Below are 19109 nucleotides of genomic sequence, written 5' to 3'. Positions count from 1 at the left end.
TTCCCGGTTTATTTTTGGTTTTATTCAATTTTTCATTTTTATTACTTCGCTCACGGTAACCACTCTTCCGTTCACAGTAAATTTAACCCCAGTTGTTTTCTCGATAATCGAGAATATCTCGTTAGCCGTATATTCCTTCTTAATTACCCCGGCAAAGACGAAATGTTTCACCCGTTCCGAGGCAAAGAAGAAATCAATATCGTACCACCGTCGCAATTGTTCGGAAATCTCTTCCAAGGTCGCACCTTCCTCGAAATAGAATTTCCCGTCCACCCATGCCGATATGGCTGCAGCATTCACTTCACGGGTCGAAAGCTCACCTTCCGTCCACACGGCTTGCTGTCCAGGAGCAAGAATCGCAGATGTTCCGTCCTGCCGATCGCTTACCTGTACCTTCCCCGATACCAGCGTGGTACGAATCATTCGCTCCGGAGTATAGGCATTCACGTTAAACCGAGTGCCTAACACCCTAACATCAATCTCATCTGCCTCGACCACAAACGGTCTTGCCGTATCGGTTGCTACCTCGAAATAACCTTCCCCTTTGAGATACACCCGCCGTTCGCCATTCGTGAAAATTGTAGGAAAACGCAATTCCGACTCGGAATTTAAATAAACTTTGGTACCGTCCGTCAAAGCCAACTGATATTCTCCTCTACGCGGAACGACGATCGTGTTGTACTCCACTTTGGCAGGCACTACTCCCGACCGCTCGTAGGTCACTCTCCGAGATGAATCCAAGCAGACACGTACTCCATTATTATTCAATAAGGTATCTTTCAATTCTGACGTCAAATCGATCCGTTCCCCCCCAGCCATAATCAACATGGCACGAGGTCCACCCCCTTCCAGCACGGGGACCTGCGCTAAAGACGTCGTATTTTTAGCGCCTTGTGACAAGAACCACATCGCACCTCCTATACACAAGGGGATTATCACCGCAGCCACCCAACGCCATGCGCCAGAAACACGACGCCTGTTTTTACCTTCACCCCGATAATCCTCGATCACCCGCCACATTTTCTCCCGGTCGAATCTCACTTCGCCACGTTCCATCATTCCCACTTCCCGTAACACTTCTCTCACCCGGGCAAAATCCTCCTCCTTCCAAATTTTCTTCCATTCTTTATCGCCCGGCTTTATCTTGCCTTCAAGCACCGCCCGCAACCATTCTTTTTCATCTTTTGTACTCATGATTTTTCCACTTTTCTACTCACTAAGCGAGAAGAGTGACAAAAAGGGTGAAAAGAAATGAAGTTTTTTTTCAATTATGACGCACTTTTCTTTTTTGCCCGGCGATAACTGTCATAACTACCGAAACCAACACGAGTGATCAAATCCGCAATACCAATGCCCCGACTGGAAGGATCGCCAAGAAGGCGCTCCAATTCCTGAAGGCGGCAGGTATTGATAAAAGCACTGAAATTCAATCCATAAGTACGGTTTATAAAGGAAGAAAGATAGGTGCGATTCGTGCGTAACCCCGGGAAAGGTCTGCCATTTTCAGTTCAGGGTCGAGATAAGGTTTATAAGTATGAAGATAATTCTCGAATTCAACCTTATCTAAAGACAGGTTGTGCCTCAATACAGGTTCCGGATTTTCTCCCGACAGAGGAGAATTATCGGTTCGGGGAGATAATACCATATAATTCCCAACCAGGATATGATAAGCCAGCAATGTATATTGTACTAAAAGTACCAAAATCGGGACAAAGTCCAACCAATTACTTCTGACAAAATACGACTCAAATAAAGGCATACATAATTGAAAAAGAAAGAGCAATAATAAAATACCCAACCAACGCAGAGGAAAATGGCTCTCCCTCGTGCCCTCCCGCTGCCAAATCGACCAACAACGATAATAACGGCAGATACCCAAAAGCGTATAGGCAAGACAAAAAAGCATTGCCATAAATAATTGGGGAACATAAAAATAAGCATACCAAACATACCCCGTTGGCTCCCGATCGTGCCCCTCCACGATAACCAGCCGCACGTCGGAGGGTACAAACATACTCCATACGAGCAACAGGGAAGGAACAAGTACCGGCAACAGATAATGTTTACTCGAAAAACATCCATCCCCATCGACACGTGTCAACCGAAAAACCAAATGATAAAAAATCACGGATGACATCAACAAAGAAAAACAGCACAACGGATTTATACGAGTGAAAAAAGATGGCGACCAAACAAAAACAATCACACAAAACCAACCGATAAGTGTTGAAAGATAATAGTAAAAAGCCAGCCGTCTCAGGTAACGCTCCTCGTGCCGCACGCTATCCCTGTATGTAAACAGCATCAACAAGCAACAAGTAAGAGCGGATATGACCGGAAACAAATATGTAAAAAGCAATATGACCTTATGTATACCCATAACCACTGCAAATATATCAAAAAACGGGCTACATTTTTCTCGCTTATAGGCACTTCCCCATCTAAGACAGGACAAATCCATCTACAAGCCCGCTTTACAAGCCTCCCTTTGAAAATATAGCAGCGTCGGATTTTTTATTTTTGTACGATGTGCCGGATAAATTATACCTTTCGCGTGTCCGGTCATTTCGATTTCGTTTACTTTTACTCAAAAATATAACGGGTCAATCATTTTTAATTTCATGGTCTATGGAATATATTGATGTAATGGAGAATGAATTCGAAAAATATGCATGGCGCTGGGATTTTATCGATTTCTGGGCTTCACATATGAATACAGAAGAAAATAAATCAACGGAAAAAGAACAAGAAAAAGAGCGGATGGATGATTCAAACTACTCGTCCTCCACAAAGTGAGGATAGCAAAGTATCATCATGAATTTTTCATTTTTATTTCCAAATTCTCCTTTTATTTTCTTGTAAGCGGATTTCATCTGTGTTTTCACCGTGTTCACGGAAATATTCAATTGTTCCGCAATTTCTTTATAACTCATGCTCTCCACGCATCCCAGAACAAATATTTCCCGACATTTCGGGGGTAAGGTTTCCATGACCGCCTGTAAACGGGCATACAATTCCTCGAAATCATCTTCCTCTCCCGCGTCTTCCGGGGCAAGCACCGCCATCTCCCTCCGGTAACGCTCCTCAACTTTCTCGTGCAACTTATAATCGATACATGAATTTTTCACGGCACGACACAGGTAAGCATACACGGAACCCGTGTAAGCGATCTTATCCCGATTAGTCCACAAATAAATAAAAACATCCTGCACGATATCCTCCGCCTCCTCCCGATGTTTCACGAATCCCAATGCATAATGATACAATTGTTCCGCATAACATTCGAAAAAGGAGTTAAAAGCACTCCAATCCCCCTCTTGCATCCTATTGAATAACTTCTCTTCTTCTTGCATAACACACAATCCTAGACATCTAGGAACAAATATCTGTTTTTTTCACGTCAAAGCCAAAAAAAAACGTTACAATCTTGGAACTGCCATGATTTATTTTCCCGAGAAGTTTCAAAAAGCAGCAGAATCATTTATATTTGCAACACATTTAAATCTAAAGCTTAATATAGAAAATGGCACAGACTCCATCTATCCCGAAAGGAACAAGAGATTATTCACCGGAAATTATGGTGAAAAGAAATTATATATTCGACACGATTAAATCCGTATTCAAACTCTACGGCTATCTGCCGCTGGAAACTCCTGCCATGGAGAATCTCTCCACGCTGATGGGAAAATACGGGGAAGAGGGTGATAAATTACTTTTCAAGATATTGAATTCCGGCGATTTTCTTTCTTCCGTTAGCGATAGCGAGATAGAGGAACGCAATATTCCCCGTTTGACAAACAAGATTTGCGAGAAGGGATTGCGCTATGACTTGACCGTGCCTTTCGCCCGCTTCGTGGTGCAACACCAAAACGAGATTACTTTCCCGTTCAAGCGCTACCAAATTCAACCCGTGTGGCGTGCCGATCGTCCGCAAAAAGGACGTTACCGGGAATTTTACCAGTGTGACGTGGATGTCGTGGGAAGTGATTCATTACTGAACGAGGTGGAACTGGTGCAAATCGTGGACGAGGTTTACAAACGCTTGAAGATTCATGTTCGCCTGCTGATCAACAACCGGAAAGTGTTAGCCGGAATTGCCGAAACCATCGGTCACCCGGAAAAGCTGGTTGATATCACAGTGGCTATCGACAAGATGGATAAAATCGGGGCGGAAAACGTGAATGCCGAATTACGGGAGAAAGGTGTATCGGAAGAGGCTATTGAAAAATTGCAGCCTATTCTGCATCTGGAAGGGACGAACGAGGAAAAATTAACCCGCTTACAAGACGTACTGAAGGGAAGTGAAACCGGATTGAAGGGCGTGGAAGAATTGAGTACCGTATTCCGTTATCTGAAACAATTGGATATACAAATCGAGGTAAAACTAGACCTCACGCTTGCCCGCGGATTAAGTTATTACACGGGTGCTATTTTCGAGGTCAAAGCCCTGGACGTGGAGATCGGAAGCATCACCGGGGGAGGACGTTACGATGACTTGACCGGGATATTCGGCATGAAAAATATGTCCGGCGTGGGTATCTCTTTCGGTGCGGATCGTATTTTCGACGTGATGAATCAATTGGATATTTTCCCGAAAGATTCCACGGCAACTACCCGTATCCTGTTCGTGAACTTCGGGGAGAAAGAAGAGGCTTTCTGTCTTCCGATCCTGAAAACCCTGCGGGTAGCGGGTATTAACGCAGAGATTTACCCGGAAGCCGCCAAGATGAAAAAGCAAATGGCTTATGCCGACAAAAAGGTTATCCCCTACGTGGCATTAGCCGGAGAAAATGAAATCGCGAACAATATAGTCACACTTAAAAACATGGTCACGGGAGAACAAGAAAGCGTAGCTATCCCCGATCTGGTTGAGAAATTAAAATAAAAGCGTATGCAACTATATCGCAAAGAACAACGCCCGCTGAAAAGCCATGGTTTTGACACCCGTTTCCCCTGACAAGGAAATTGTTTATAAAGTCAAGGGGGCAACGCCCCGCGTGTGTGCAATTTTTAATTTTCAATTTTCAATTTTCAATTAACATGACTCATTATATTACCCCGGAGAAATTGACCTTCGATCAAATCGAAAAAATACTGAATAAAAAATATAAACTCGCTTTATCGGACGAGAGCAAAAAATTAATCAATGACTGTAAGGCATATCTGGATCACAAGATAGCCACTTCTGAAAAACCGTTGTATGGGATCACGACCGGATTCGGTTCTTTGTGCAAGATCACGATTTCACCCGAAGATCTAAGCCAGTTGCAAGCCAACCTCGTAATGTCGCACGCTTGCAGCGTAGGCAAACCTGTACACCAGGATATAATCCGCTTAATGCTGTTGCTGAAGGCTCACGCCCTTTCCCTGGGAAAATCAGGCGTTCAACAAGTGACCGTGGAGCGTATCATCGATATGTTCAACAAAGACGTGCTTCCCGTGGTGAAAGAATTAGGTTCACTCGGTGCATCCGGCGACTTGGCTCCGCTTGCCAACTTGTTCCTGCCGTTGATCGGGGAAGGCGAGGTATATTACAAGAACAAAATTTATCCTGCTAAAGAAATCAACCAAAAATTCGGTTGGGAACCGATACAATTGGGCGCCAAGGAAGGATTGGCTTTGTTGAACGGGACTCAATTCATGAGTTCACACGCCGTTTATGCTTTATTGAACGCATTTAAGGTGGTGAAATACGCCGATATTATCGGGGCTCTTTCCCTGGAAGCATACGACGGACGTATTGATCCGTTCTTGCCGCAAATCCACGAGGCTCGCCCTCACCCGGGACAAATCGAAACAGCACGTAATATCCGTACTTTGCTGGAAGGTTCTGAATTCCAGAAAGTGGAAAAAACTCACGTGCAAGACCCGTATTCTTTCCGCTGTATGCCGCAAGTACACGGTGCTGTAAAAGATACCGTGAATTATGTGGCTTCCGTGGTAGAACGGGAGATTAACTCCGTGACTGACAACCCGACCATCTTCATGGAGGACGACCTGATCATCTCCGGTGGTAATTTCCACGGCGAACCGCTGGCATTAGTTCTCGACTTCTTGAGCATCGCTATCGCTGAATTGGGTAGCATCTCTGAAAGACGTGTATATCGTCTGATTGCAGGTGATCGTAAAACTCCGGAATTCTTGGTTGCAAACTCCGGCTTGAACTCCGGCTTCATGATTCCACAATATGCCGCAGCAGCAATTGTAAGTAAAAACAAACAATTGTGCAGTCCGTGCTCTGTTGACTCTATTCCCTCTTCCAACGAACAGGAAGACCACGTCAGCATGGGTGGAAACGCCGCGGTAAAAACGGTACAGGTTATCGAAAACGTGGAACGTGTGCTTGCCATCGAATTGATGAATGCCGCACAAGCCATCGACCTGCAACGTCCGACCAAAACTTCCGAATACTTGGAAAATTTCTTGGCAGAATTCCGTACTATCGTACCGTTCAACAGTCAAGACCGCGTGATGTATCAAGACATCGAGGCTGCCGTTGAATTCCTGAAACAAGGAGAATTCGCTAATTTCCAATAATAGATATGATTTTCTTTCCGTTAACACGGAAAAAATTAAAAGAGGCTTTTGATAAAGCCTCTTTTTGTATTCTTATACATTATTTTTATTCGTACATTTATGGAATTTCTGTGAGATCTGCATCTATGTAATAACTTTCCCTCTGGGAATTGCGAATAAACATAGAATGAAAAGTACAATTTAAACAGATTACGATATGATGAAGAGATTACTTATTATGACGGTATTATTGTTCGGAGCCAGTGTTGCTTTCAGCCAACATAACGTGCCCGACAAAGAAAATGAAGCCGCACCGAAAACAGCTTTGCTTCAGGCACAAAATGATTACCGAAAAGCTGTCAAAGAAAAAAACTCTCCTTTGTTGATACAATCCTTGATCCGGCAAATCAAGTACCAGGCTTTGATCGACATGGATAGTATTCCCCCCATGTTACAAGATTTGGAAAAATACATCGGGGAAGACCGGGATATCGTGGAAAAAAGTATTCTTCATTCATTGATTGCCGAACTCTATCGGATGTATTACCAAAGTCAAAGATCCAAGCTATATAACAGGACTCCTGTCACCGGATATATTCCTCGCGATATGGCAGAATGGACTGGCAACATATATATCGAGAAAATATTTCAACATGCACTGGAAGCAGTGAAAGCACAACCGCAACTTGCTGAAGTAAATTGCCTCACCTACAAGGAAATTATGATTGTCGGGAAAAACTCCCCGGCTCTTCGCCCGACAATGTATGATTTTTTGGTATATCGTAGCATCGATATATTAAACGGTCTTTATAACATTTCAGAATATTACAAACAATCTCCGGTTACCGATAACCAATTATTTGCCCCCGTGGCAGATTTCGTGGAAATGGCTATTGAAGCAAAACCTTTTGATATTCATTGGAATATCATCAAACTCTATCAATCTTTATTACAATCGGAACTTACAGCCAAACGTACGAATGCCATTCTCGTTTCCGACCTGGATCGTTTGGATTATATTCGTAGAGTGGTTAACACGGATGACAGGGAATCAGTATACACTCACGCTTTAGAACAATTATCCCGTCAATATAACAATAGCCCTTATAATGTAGAAGTTCTTTACAAGCTTGCCCAAACTTACTATACCCCGACCAGATCCAGTGTTGAAAATCCCGACATCCCGGATAAACCGGAGTACCAAAAAGCATTGGACATATGTAATAAAGGTATTCGCCAATACCCGAATTATTTTCGTATCAATATATTGAAACAAATCGTCCAAGAGATAACACAAACAAACGTATCCTATAATATTGAACCGAACGTGTATCCGGGACGCAATCAAAATATACGACTTTCGTTCAAGAATTTGTCCGATATTTCACTCACGCTATACAAAGTTGATGAAACGACATTAGACTACTTGTATCTTGATAAAATAACACCAAAACTAAAGAAGGTGTCGGCACACACGTTCCGCCTTCCCAAAGAACTGTACACACAAGATACCGTTTTGCAAATTCCGGTAACAAGCACCGGGCGTTACCTATTAACAGTGTCTTACGGGGCAGCAAAGCAACAAGCGGATTCCTCGTTTTTCAGTTCCAGCCGCCTGTCGACCGTTGCCAGCAAAACCGCAGACAAAAACTATAACGTGCTTGTCTGCGATCTCCAAAGCGGGAAACCGATTCAAGGTGCAAAAGTGAAAATTTATAAAAGAAACGGACGTAAATATGTTTTGGACACAGAATTCACTTCCAACGCAAGTGGAATTGCCTCTATAAAGAACATCCCCCAAGACCGTCTTTATCAGGTTACTTTAGGGGATGATAACCACGGGGTTGTAACTCGCCTCCCGAGTCAATATTTCAATTCCTCGACACCTATTGTAAAAGAAGTTAGCCTTTTTACCGACCGGGCAATATATCGACCAGGACAAATCGTCTATTTCAGCGGAATTTCTTGGGAAGCAACCGCCGAAGCCTCAAAAGCCGTCACGGGCAAAAAATACACGGTAACATTAACGGATGCCAACAATCAAGTCGTGGCAAAAGAAGAAGTACAAACCAACGAATTCGGTTCCTTTGCCGGCAAATTCACGTTACCGCAAGAGGTGTTGAATGGACTTTTTTTCATCACCGCGGGAGAATCGAACCACGTCATCACGGTAGCCGAATACAAACGCCCGAAATTTGAGATTACCTTCAACCCGATAAAAGAGGCTTACAAATTAGGCGACCGCCTCACGGTTTCCGGTATCGCCAAAAATTATTCCGGAGTCAATGCGGGCAACAGTAAAGTCACTTACTCCATCTCATGCCGTGCTTTCCCGTGGAGATTCCAAGAAAATACTGTCGCCACCGGTAAAACTCAAACAAACGAGAAAGGCGAATTCAGTATTCCATTCGATACAGAGAAAATAGCAGACAATTTTTCCGGGGCTCTTTATAGAAACTTCGTCACGTATATCGTTTCGGTCACAGTCACCACTCCCAATGGTGAAACACAAGAATCACAATACACCATACAAGCAACGCCCCAGCGCTATCAACTGAACTCTGCCATTTATCCTTATATTGATAAAGACAAGACCAGTAATATTTCAATCACAACTCAAAACTACAACGGGTATCCGTTAACCGAAAATATCACCTATGAATTACTCGCATTAAAACCGCTACAAAAACTAGGGGAACAATACGACCGGAATAATCTACCCGTGGATAAAAAAGTATTGGAAGGTACATTTACAACCGACAAGGACAAACAATTGGAATTGAACTTGTCATCACTACCATCCGGTGCGTATCTGCTGAAACTTTCCGGCACGGGAGATGATAAAAATATTACTGACGAAAATATCATATATCTTTATTCTCCCCAAGACAAGCGCCCGCCTTATCTCACCTATTTCTGGAGCGTGGAAGAAAAAACGACGTGTTCCCCGGGGGAAGATGCCAAAATCTTATTGGGTTCATCTGCCAAAGAAGTGTATGTATTATACGAAATATACTCAGACCAGAAACTCATGGAGCGGAAACGCCTGGTATTGAACAATTCCAATACCACACTGGCAATACCGTATAAAGAGAATTTCGGGAAAAAAGCAGAAGTGATTGTCAGCTTTATCAAAGACGGCGAATTCTTCACGAACAATTTCATGCTGACCCGTGAAGAAGTAGACAATAAACTGGATATTATCACCAAAACCTTCCGGGATCATCTGACCCCGGGGCAGCAAGAAGAGTGGTCATTCATCATTAAAAACGGACAAGGCAAGGCTGTCATTGCCGAAATGATGGCAGGAATGTACGATGCTTCGCTGGATAACATTCGTCCAAATACATGGAACTTTAACCCGGTTTACTATGACTACAACACAACACCCCAATGGAGATTCAATAACTATTCGTTAGGAGGAAACATCGGATATAATCTGAAACGTATAGATATACCAAGATTTGAATTCGATAGATTAAACCTCTACGGATTAAGTGAATTTACATTCCTTGGTTTAGATGATGTCGTTGTAACAGGATATGGCAAGTCCAGAGGGGCAATAAAACAAAAAGCCGTAAACATGGTTGCCTTCGGGGAAGTTGCCGATCTTGCGGAAAATAGTGCTAACACCAAATTTTACGTCCGAGGATTAACTTCAGTCGAAGCAGCAGCCGACACGGGAGTTCCAGGTATCTTGTCAGAAGAAAACGGTATCAATGCAACTTCACAAATCAGGCAAAACTTTCAGGAGACAGCATTCTTTTACCCGCAACTTCTAACGGATTCAACGGGTAATGTGGTCATCAAATTTACAGTCCCGGAATCTACCACGACATGGAAGTTTATGGCTCTGGCGCATACCCCGGATATGCAATTCGGGCAAATAGAAAAGTCGGTCATTACGAATAAAGAATTTATGGTCAATACCAATCTGCCTCGATTCGTTCGCACGGGAGATAAAGTCGTGTTACAAGCCACAATCAACAATCTCACGACCGACACGCAACAAGGCGAAGCTTACCTCGAATTGTTTATTCCAGCGACAAATGCAGTAATCAGCAAACAACAGGTAGCTTTTGACGTGAAAGCCCAAGAGAATCAAACAGTAAGTTTTGAATTTACTGCCCCCGAAAACACGGATTTACTCGGATGTCGTATTGTTGCTTCCTCTTCACGCTTCAGTGATGGCGAGCAATATGTACTCCCCGTGGTTCCGGATGCGACACTGGTTACCCAGACCTTACCGATATTCACGAGCAAGCAAGGAGTACAAACATTCAAACTGGATGCCCCGAAAGGGATCACCCCGTACCGTCTGACACTAGAACTCACGGCAAATCCCGTTTGGTATGCCGTATTGGCTCTCCCGTCCATCAACACGCCACAAACGGAGAACGTAACCGAAATTACGGCGTCCTACTATGTGAGCTCTTTGGCTTCTGCTATCGCGAACGCCAATCCGCAAATCACGGGTGCCATTCAGAAATGGATGCAAAAGCCGGATGCCGCATTAACCTCTCCGCTGGAAAAGAATCAAGAGTTAAAATCAATACTATTACAACTCTCCCCGTGGGTGACGGAAGCACAAAACGAAACCCAACAAATGCACTCCCTAGGAGAACTCCTGGACGTGAACCGCCAGAATTATATAGCCCGACAAGCCATTGACAAGCTGACTGAACTACAAAACGAAGACGGTGGCTGGTCATGGTTCAAAGGCTTTGGCTCCAGTGCCTTCATGACAGAAAATGTACTTGAAGCCATGGCACGGTTGGTCACTTTAAATGTCACGAGCCACCCGGAACAAGTGAAAAAGATGCAAATCAAAGCACTAAACTTTCTGGACAAACAAATTCAGGAGTCCTACAAACATTCCAAGACCGCAGGATATTCCCAAATACTGTACCTGTACACGCGTAGTGCATACCGGGATATTCCTTTGACCAATGCCCTGGAAGCACACAAATATTACTTGGGACAACTGGAGTCCACGTGGACAAAACTTTCCCTTTACGAGAAAGCATTGACCGCCATAGCATTCTATCGCTACGGTAAAACAGACGCAGCGAAACAAATCATCCGGTCTTTGAAAGAGTTCTCGACCACCACACCCGGGATGGGAATGTATTGGGCGAACAATCGTTCTACCCTGTTTACCAATTCCGCCATCCAAACCCACGTGGCGCTCATGAGTGCATTCCGGGAAATTGAAGGGAATAGCCCGGATACCGAGCTGATGAAACAGTGGTTGTTACGCCAGAAACAAACCCAGAACTGGGGATCTACCCCCGCAACTGTCGATGCGATTTACGCCTTACTGCTCACGGGCAATAACCAACTGGCAACACGGGAAGAGCTAAGCGTAAAACTCGGGAACAAGAAATTGGACGTGAATCCCGAAGAAACAACTCTCGGGTATATCAAACAAAGTTTCACGGGTAAAGAAATCTCCCCGAAAATGACGAATGTTACTCTCACGAAAAAAGAGGCTCAAGTAAGCTGGGGAGGTTTATACCTGCAATATTTCGAAAAACTCGATAAAGTTACTAGCCATTCGGGAGGCCTTTCCGTGCAAAAGCAACTCTTTATCCAACAGGAAAGCGAAAACGGGAATATACTTGTTCCCCTGGAAGGACAAACATTGAAAGTCGGTGACCGAATTAATATCCGCATCACGGTAACTAACGACCAGGATATGCAATTCGTACACCTGAAAGATCTGAGAGCCGGATGTTTTGAACCCACGGAACAACTCTCCGGCAATCGTTGGCAAGAAAATCTCGTGTATTACCAGGAAACGACTGACGTCGCCACAAACTTCTTCTTTGATTTCCTTCCGAAAGGTACACACGTGTTCGAGTACACGGCATGGATCGCTCAAAGCGGAACTTATCAAGACGGTATCAGTACATTACAATGTATTTACGCTCCTCAATATTCAGCAAATAGTCATGCAGGAAGCATTACTGTTCACTGAATAAGATAAAAGCTAAAAACTAAAAGAGGTATATTCCTAACTTTTAGTTTTTAGCTTTTAACTTTTAGTTCTTATCTTCTCGTTCTATCAATCAAGAATCAAGCGGAAGCCAGAACCATGCACGTTCTCAATCTTGATCGATGGATCATCCTTGAAATATTTTCTTAATTTTGTCACGTACACGTCCATACTACGAGCTGTAAAATAATCACTGGCACCCCATATTTCATTCAATGCCTTATCCCGCTGCAATAAACCATCTCTGTGGTAGTACAACAATTCCAACAAACGGGATTCTTTCGGGGTTAGCTTAATAACCTCATCCCCTTTCGTGATCGTGCGCAACTCCGTGTTGAACAAATAGGCTCCTAACTCGATAAGTTTCGGCTTAACTTCCGTTTCCTCGTGCTCGCAACGGCTCAAGATTGCTTTGATCTTAAATATCAACAATTCCGAATCAAAAGGTTTCACGATATAGTCATCCGCCCCTATTTCGTAGCCTAGCTTCATATCATCTTTCATACTTTTTGCCGTGATATAGACAAAAGGTACTGTTACATCCAATTCCCGTATCTTTTTCCCCAGCGTGAAACCGTCCATCTCGGGCATCATCACATCTAAAAGACACAAATCAAACTTCTCTTTACGAAATGCCTCGAACCCGTCTACCCCGTTCGTACAATGTATCACATCGTAATCGGATAATTCCAGGTAGGATTTCAATACTGAACCAAAACAAGGATCGTCTTCTACTAAAAGTATTTTATGTCCCATATATTCAATTTTAATTTACTACTTCAAATTCTAATTTTTGTCCGGTTACTCTTCCATCTTAAAAATAATCTCCACCAAGGTACCTTTGTTCTTTTTAGAAGTCAGGCGAATTTCTCCCCCGTGCAATTCCACAATAGACCTGGCGTAACTTAATCCCAAGCCGAAACCTTTTACATTATGCACGTTTCCGCTCGGCACGCGGTAGAATCGTTTAAACACCTTATCCTGAGCTTCCTTAGGAATTCCGATGCCGGTATCCCTGACCCCGATAATAAAACGATTGCCCTCCCGCTTTGTAAATATATACACATTCAACGAATCATGCGAATATTTTATAGCATTATCTACTAAATTACATATCACGTTCAGCATATGCACTTCGTCCGCACTCATGACATAACCTTCCGGATCCAGGTCTGCCTTGATTATCCCACCTCGTTCCTCGACTTGCAAACGGAAATGTTCAACCGTTTCGTCCACCAACACGTTCAAGTTTACGTTCACTTTTTTCAAATGTACCTCCCGACGATCGAGCTTAGCCTGTAATAGGATACGCTCCACATATTTATTCATCCGTTCATTCTCGTTTCGAATCATCGAATTGAATTTCAACAACTGATTTTTATCATTCAGCACTTTCTCTTTCTCGATGGCTGCCGTCGCCAAAGAAATTGTCGCCAAAGGAGTTTTAAATTCATGTGTCATGTTATTAATAAAATCATTCTTGATCACGGAAAGTTTTTGCTGCCGCATGATCACGACGATTGTTATTATAAACACGGACATTAAACCGATAATACAGAAACCGGAAGCGATAAACATCCATCCGATATTATTATAGAAAAGCGAATCTTTCGTGTCAAACATGATGCACAAGTTAGCATCTTTCTTTATCTGATCGTTCGGGAACAACTCCGTGTAATAAAATCCTTTCTTGCCATGTTCTTTGATATACTTCAACAACTCCTCCCCCTTCATGATCTTCCACTTGAAATGATTCTTTATTCCCGTGTTTACCATTTCTTCCCGCAGATAAGGATCCATATCCACCCCCTGAAGCCGTTTGGCAATGTCAGCATTGTGCGGGTCCTCTTCTTTCATATAGCGAATCAACGCTTTTCTGACCATATCTACCAAACGCCGTCGATCCAAAGAATCCACTTCCAAACTAGCCTCTTCCTCCGCAGATTTAATTAATTGGTGCGGAAAACTTCTATCCGAGGCTTCTTGCAATCGTCTGGAAGTTTCCTGAAGTTGTCTGGAATATATTTCTAAAGGCATCATTCGTTGCGTTTGCGTTACCGTAGTCCGTCCGTCAGTCCGCGTAAATTCTATGGACAAAGCAGGAAACATTTCCTGATAATAAGCTTTTCCCTGTTCTAATGAATCCAATATCTGATCAGTAGCAGCAATTTTTTCTTCCAACTTATTATACTGCTCCATCATATTCTGGTATAGGCTCTGCTCGCTATATTGATCAACCAAATTGACAGCCTTCCCCAACACGTCATACACTTTTGAAGTAAAACGTGCTTCTCCCTCTTTCATACTATATTTAATCCAAATCCACTGCACGCTTACCACGGCGATAAAGGCTATGAGCATGACAATAGACAGAATCCTGATAATAATTTTCTTAATCATAAGCTGACACTATACAATTAGCGAAGTTAATGTTTTTTATCTCACCATGCAACGCTTGACCTGAAAAATTAAAAAGAGGTACCCGGGTAGGTACCTCTAAAAAAACAACTAAGTAATAAAAACGGGAAAATAAAAACCAATAAATGGTTTTATACTTTATTGTAAACGACTTTCCAATACTTTATAAATATTACTCTCTTTATTTTCAACCTTCATCTTTTTGAAAAGTCTTTTCTGCAATGCTAAACTATCTTGCAATTCATCTTTAATCAAGAATAACGACAATTCTCTACCAAGATTAGCTTCCACCAATGATTTCGTCCAATTAGCACGATTTCTCAAGAAACGTTGCTTTTGCAATTGGTGAATACCTAACATTACCTCATCGTCTTTAGACAACTTCTCTTTCTTGCTGATCTTTCCTATTAACCGGTCTACTTTTTCAATATCCTTGCCATATCTTTCTTTATACTGCTTTTTCAACTCTGCATATTCGTCCATTAAACCTGAATTCTTAGCCTCTATTTGATCCGGGAACTTAATTTTCCCCTGAATCCAGATCATATCTTTAGTGTCCAGAATAGCTTCAACCGTAGTTTTTCCATCAATATCAACCCACACTCTACCCGGTATCTGGAATTGTTCTGTTCTCAAATCAATCTTTCCATCTGTAACATCTTGTTCAGCCAAAATAGTTAATCCCGGTTCCCCTGGAAGTTCTGCCAACAATTTTACTTTCCCTTTCAATCCTTCTACTTCACCACGTACTTTTACTGAATTGCTATCACACGCACTCAATAAAAATGCCACAAGCACTAAAAATAAACCTATTCTTTTCATGTCTAATAAATTTTGTTTATCATTTATAGCTTACTACAAATGTAAATGTCATCTGTTATTATACTAGCTCTAATAATTAACCAAACATCACAACAAGTAAAATTTACTTGCTGTAAACATCGACAAATATACAAAAATAAATTATAACCCCATATTCTGCAAAAGTAATTTCACAGAACCTGTAGGTTTCGGAGCATCTGCCACGGAAATCCTACCGTCCGGGTTGATCAACATGTATCTAGGTAAGGTGCTAACCATATAAGTAGCATAAAAATTGGAAACATCTTTTAATAAAAAATGTTCTCCCGGAATATCTTTTACTTGCAAAAATATATTCGTATCCGGACAAAATGTCAGGAATCGAATATCTTTTCCTTCATATTCTTTCACTAACTCTCCCCAGGCTGACAGCTCTTTACTCCCACCCATACCGCCAAAATCAGGCATCCCCACACAGATATAAAGATATTTTCCTCGCATATCTTTCAATTGGGTTTCTTTCCCCAAGCTATCAACCAAAAGTGCATTCGGAGCCGTTGCTCCAGCAGATAACTTCCGCCAGCGATCGACCAACTGCGTCACCTTTGCAAGCTTACTCGTATCGGACACCTCATTCCAACATATCGAAAGCAAGTAATCCGAATCTCTCAAACCGTTATGGGCAAAATAATTATAGACTACTTCAGATAATAAGAAGTCCCGCACTTTAAGATTCGTTACATTGGTCAGAATATAGTTCATCAATCTTCTGACACTCATATTCTTTCCTTTGTAATAATAGAAATAATACATCAAGAATTGCTTATAAGAGGGATATGAAAGTAAATCCTCATTATTAAAGTCAAAACTGGTAACAAAATTATCAAATGTAGCCCCCGGTTTATATTCCATTGAATCGGATGCCATATGTGTATTCGGGTAAATAATAGCTTGCCCTGCTATCCCGTATCTTATTCTCTCCCTCTCCTGATTCGTGAAATCTTCTCCAAGATTCTTGGCTTCCAACAACAAAATGTTCATGTTGAGTATATCCTGCATCCGTTGTACAAAAGCCTCTTCTTCTAACTTATAATCAGCATTAGAAATAAAAGCCATCCCTCGTCCCTGTTCTTTCAAATAATTATTGACCGCACTTAATGTTCCCTTGAACTGAGGAATTCCGGTATTACGAACTATATTTATTTCCAGATCTTCTCCCGGAGCCAAATACACGGGTATGTAATAAGGTTGATAAATATATGCATAACTACCTTTCTCCAATTTTATTTTACCAGAGAAAAAATACCTATTGTCTAACTTAAACTCATGCATTTCTCCATTCACTTCAAAGACGATGACAGAATCACGGGTACGTCCAGTATCAATCCGTCCGGAAACCTGTACGCTTTTATCTTGTACACAGGCAGCCAGAAGAACAATAAATAATATACCTAGCAAACTCCTCATGCTTTATCGTGTTAACTTTAAGGATACAAAGATATGTATTCAGCAGAAAAGTATGTGTTAAAAAAAAGGTAAATAAAAAAGGCGACCTCAGGGTCGCCATTTTACATATATTAACAATAACTTATTTTACAATTGCAGTAAAATCATTGTTTTCAAAATATTTAGCAAACTCCATATCGGTAGCAGCCAATTGTTTGAATGAAGCATCCAAAGAACATGCTTTTCTCAAATTACTCATTACCGCATTAGCATCGTTGGTTCTAGCGCCAATAACTGCTTTCAAGTAATAAGACATCGGGCATTCTTTGTTTTCAGCGTTCAATTTCTTCAAAGCCTCGTTATTATTTCCAGCAAGTACGTTTGCCAAAGCAGCATTCACACAATTGCATTTTCCGAAATAATTTACAGCTGCAGCGTAATCTCCGCTCTTGATTGCGATGATACCTTTGTTGTAATCCACTTCAGGACCTACTCCAGTAGCAGCACCGAAATAAACTTCAGCTTGTTTCAAATCTCCATTCTTCAAAGCAACAGCACCCAGGTTATTTTGAACAACAGGATTGTTAGCTGACAAAGAATTTGCTTTATTGAAGTTAGCCTGAGCTTCTGCAACGTTACCCATCTCGAATTGAATCATACCTGCGTCATTGAAACCTCTCCAATCACTTGGGAATTGTTTCATGCAAGATTGATAGATAGCCAACTTATCGTTGTTATTATCAAACAATGTAGCAGAATAAAGTAATTCATCCACGTTCAATTCAGCAGGGCTAGATTTAGCCAAAGCTTTCAATTCGTCGTCTGATTTACCAATCAATTCAGCGTTAACCACGAACAAAGATCTTCTCAATTTCGGAAGGATTTGATCGGCAACTACTGCAAATACAGAAGCAATATTCTTGATTTCTCTTTCTCTTACTTCAGGATCTGAATGCATTTCCAATACGCGAAGGATCAATTCTTTGTCTTGGATATTTGATGCTTCCATAGCTTTCTTGAATCCGTCCCAGTCTTCAGCAACCACAAATTTCTTGAAAAAATTCTCATCTTTGTATTGCTCAACTTTACTTTTCTTCATCTGTTTTTTCAAGAAATCAGAAGAACCGGCTTCACGTTTGTTAGCTAATTTATCATTCCAGTCATAAGCACCGTCAGGAGAAGCATATGATCTAACGTCAATACCGTTCAAGTTCATATTTTCTTTTGAAGCAGCCTCTTTGATATAAGCTTCTAACTTCTTCATTTCTTCAGAAGTCATTTCTTTTGAACGGATATTAGCTGAATTAATCAAATAGTAGATAGCAGCTTCTTCTTGTTGTTTGATGATTCTTTGAAATTTATCAGCACCAATGGAGGTTGCAGGAGCATTGACTACCAACATTTCAGTTGCGATCACGCCGTCACCGATCTTTCTCGGGTCAAATTCTACCACTTTAGCACCTTTAGATCCGATGATATCAATCTCCAAATCAGAAAGCCTCATGGCATCCTCGAACGGAACACGGCTTACATACGTAATCGTTTTTCCAGCTTCATAAGGGATAACTTCAGCATTTCCTTGTACTTTTTCTCCTTGGATTGCTTTCATCTCATAAGCCTTCTCACCACCATCTTTAAATCTTAACACGGGAGTCGCTTCCAAAGCAACTTTCTTGTTAAAATAATTGGCTGGGAAAGTTACGTCGATTTTCAAATCAACCATTCCACCTTTAGCCACTAAGGTTTCCGGAGTTACGGAGTAAGTTATCTCTCCTGCGCGTTTCTTCATCTTGTTCAAGGAAGAACAGGAAACAGTTATTAACCCAGACAAGGCAACAACAGCAACCAGACCTAATGTTCTTTTCATAATGATTTCTTAATTTTATTTGTAATACTCAAATTAGTTCACGTGTTTTTTTCACAAAACAAA

Annotated in this window: 12 protein-coding genes; 4 read left to right on the top strand and 8 right to left on the bottom strand. The window is 41.8% G+C overall.

All coding sequences use genetic code 11. The features are described 5' to 3' along the window. Nucleotides 1–24: 24 nt before the first annotated feature. Together A3CY_RS0117845 and A3CY_RS0117840 are read right to left on the bottom strand one after the other, a co-directional pair. Nucleotides 25–1194 (bottom strand): FecR family protein, encoded by a 1170-nt coding sequence (locus A3CY_RS0117845; protein WP_018339314.1) that lies wholly within the window; start codon nt 1192–1194, stop codon nt 25–27. Between the two features lie 250 nt (nt 1195–1444). After that, nucleotides 1445–2380, bottom strand: coding sequence for a hypothetical protein (locus tag A3CY_RS0117840; RefSeq protein WP_040372012.1), 936 nt, complete (start codon nt 2378–2380; stop codon nt 1445–1447). Between the two features lie 248 nt (nt 2381–2628). Here A3CY_RS0117840 and A3CY_RS23065 point away from each other — a divergent pair, with 248 nt between their 5' ends. Further along, nucleotides 2629–2796, top strand: coding sequence for a hypothetical protein (locus A3CY_RS23065; RefSeq protein WP_018339313.1), 168 nt, complete (start codon nt 2629–2631; stop codon nt 2794–2796). Here A3CY_RS23065 and A3CY_RS0117830 read toward each other — a convergent pair. Further along, nucleotides 2775–3353 (bottom strand): RNA polymerase sigma factor, encoded by a 579-nt coding sequence (locus tag A3CY_RS0117830; protein ID WP_040372027.1) that lies wholly within the window; start codon nt 3351–3353, stop codon nt 2775–2777. The two genes, A3CY_RS23065 and A3CY_RS0117830, sit on opposite strands and share 22 nt — an antisense overlap. A 170-nt stretch (nt 3354–3523) precedes the next feature. Between A3CY_RS0117830 and hisS the strand changes: the two genes are divergently transcribed. From hisS to A3CY_RS0117815, 3 genes are all read left to right on the top strand, one after another. Then, the gene (gene hisS, locus A3CY_RS0117825) at nt 3524–4885 is read left to right on the top strand and encodes a histidine--tRNA ligase (protein WP_018339311.1); all 1362 of its coding nucleotides are present in this window, start codon (nt 3524–3526) and stop codon (nt 4883–4885) included. Nucleotides 4886–5040: 155 nt separating this feature from the next. Further along, nucleotides 5041–6537 carry a histidine ammonia-lyase gene (gene hutH / locus A3CY_RS0117820; RefSeq protein WP_018339310.1) on the top strand — a complete coding sequence of 499 codons (1497 nt, stop codon included), beginning with the start codon at nt 5041–5043 and terminating at the stop codon, nt 6535–6537. Between the two features lie 196 nt (nt 6538–6733). Beyond that, nucleotides 6734–12496 (top strand): alpha-2-macroglobulin family protein, encoded by a 5763-nt coding sequence (locus A3CY_RS0117815; RefSeq protein WP_018339309.1) that lies wholly within the window; start codon nt 6734–6736, stop codon nt 12494–12496. An 87-nt stretch (nt 12497–12583) separates the two neighbouring features. On the opposite strand, the gene A3CY_RS0117810 is transcribed toward A3CY_RS0117815, so the two are convergent. The 5 genes from A3CY_RS0117810 to A3CY_RS0117790 all read right to left on the bottom strand — a co-directional run bounded on the left by A3CY_RS0117810 (nt 12584) and on the right by A3CY_RS0117790 (nt 19046). After that, nucleotides 12584–13270, bottom strand: a complete 687-nt coding sequence (locus A3CY_RS0117810; RefSeq protein ID WP_018339308.1) for a response regulator transcription factor — start codon at nt 13268–13270, stop codon at nt 12584–12586. Between the two features lie 45 nt (nt 13271–13315). Next, a complete protein-coding gene (locus A3CY_RS0117805) occupies nt 13316–14914 on the bottom strand; it encodes a sensor histidine kinase (RefSeq protein ID WP_018339307.1) in 1599 nt (532 codons plus the stop codon). Nucleotides 14915–15070: 156 nt separating this feature from the next. After that, nucleotides 15071–15754 (bottom strand): hypothetical protein, encoded by a 684-nt coding sequence (locus A3CY_RS0117800; RefSeq protein WP_018339306.1) that lies wholly within the window; start codon nt 15752–15754, stop codon nt 15071–15073. Nucleotides 15755–15895: 141 nt separating this feature from the next. Next, nucleotides 15896–17200, bottom strand: coding sequence for a TlpA family protein disulfide reductase (locus tag A3CY_RS0117795; protein WP_026207829.1), 1305 nt, complete (start codon nt 17198–17200; stop codon nt 15896–15898). Nucleotides 17201–17321: 121 nt separating this feature from the next. After that, the gene (locus A3CY_RS0117790; protein WP_018339303.1) at nt 17322–19046 is read right to left on the bottom strand and encodes a tetratricopeptide repeat protein; all 1725 of its coding nucleotides are present in this window, start codon (nt 19044–19046) and stop codon (nt 17322–17324) included. Nucleotides 19047–19109 lie beyond the last annotated feature (63 nt).

It is taken from the genome of Butyricimonas synergistica DSM 23225 (assembly GCF_000379665.1).
Taxonomy (GTDB): domain Bacteria; phylum Bacteroidota; class Bacteroidia; order Bacteroidales; family Marinifilaceae; genus Butyricimonas; species Butyricimonas synergistica.
This window is presented reverse-complemented; position numbering and strand designations above follow the sequence as displayed.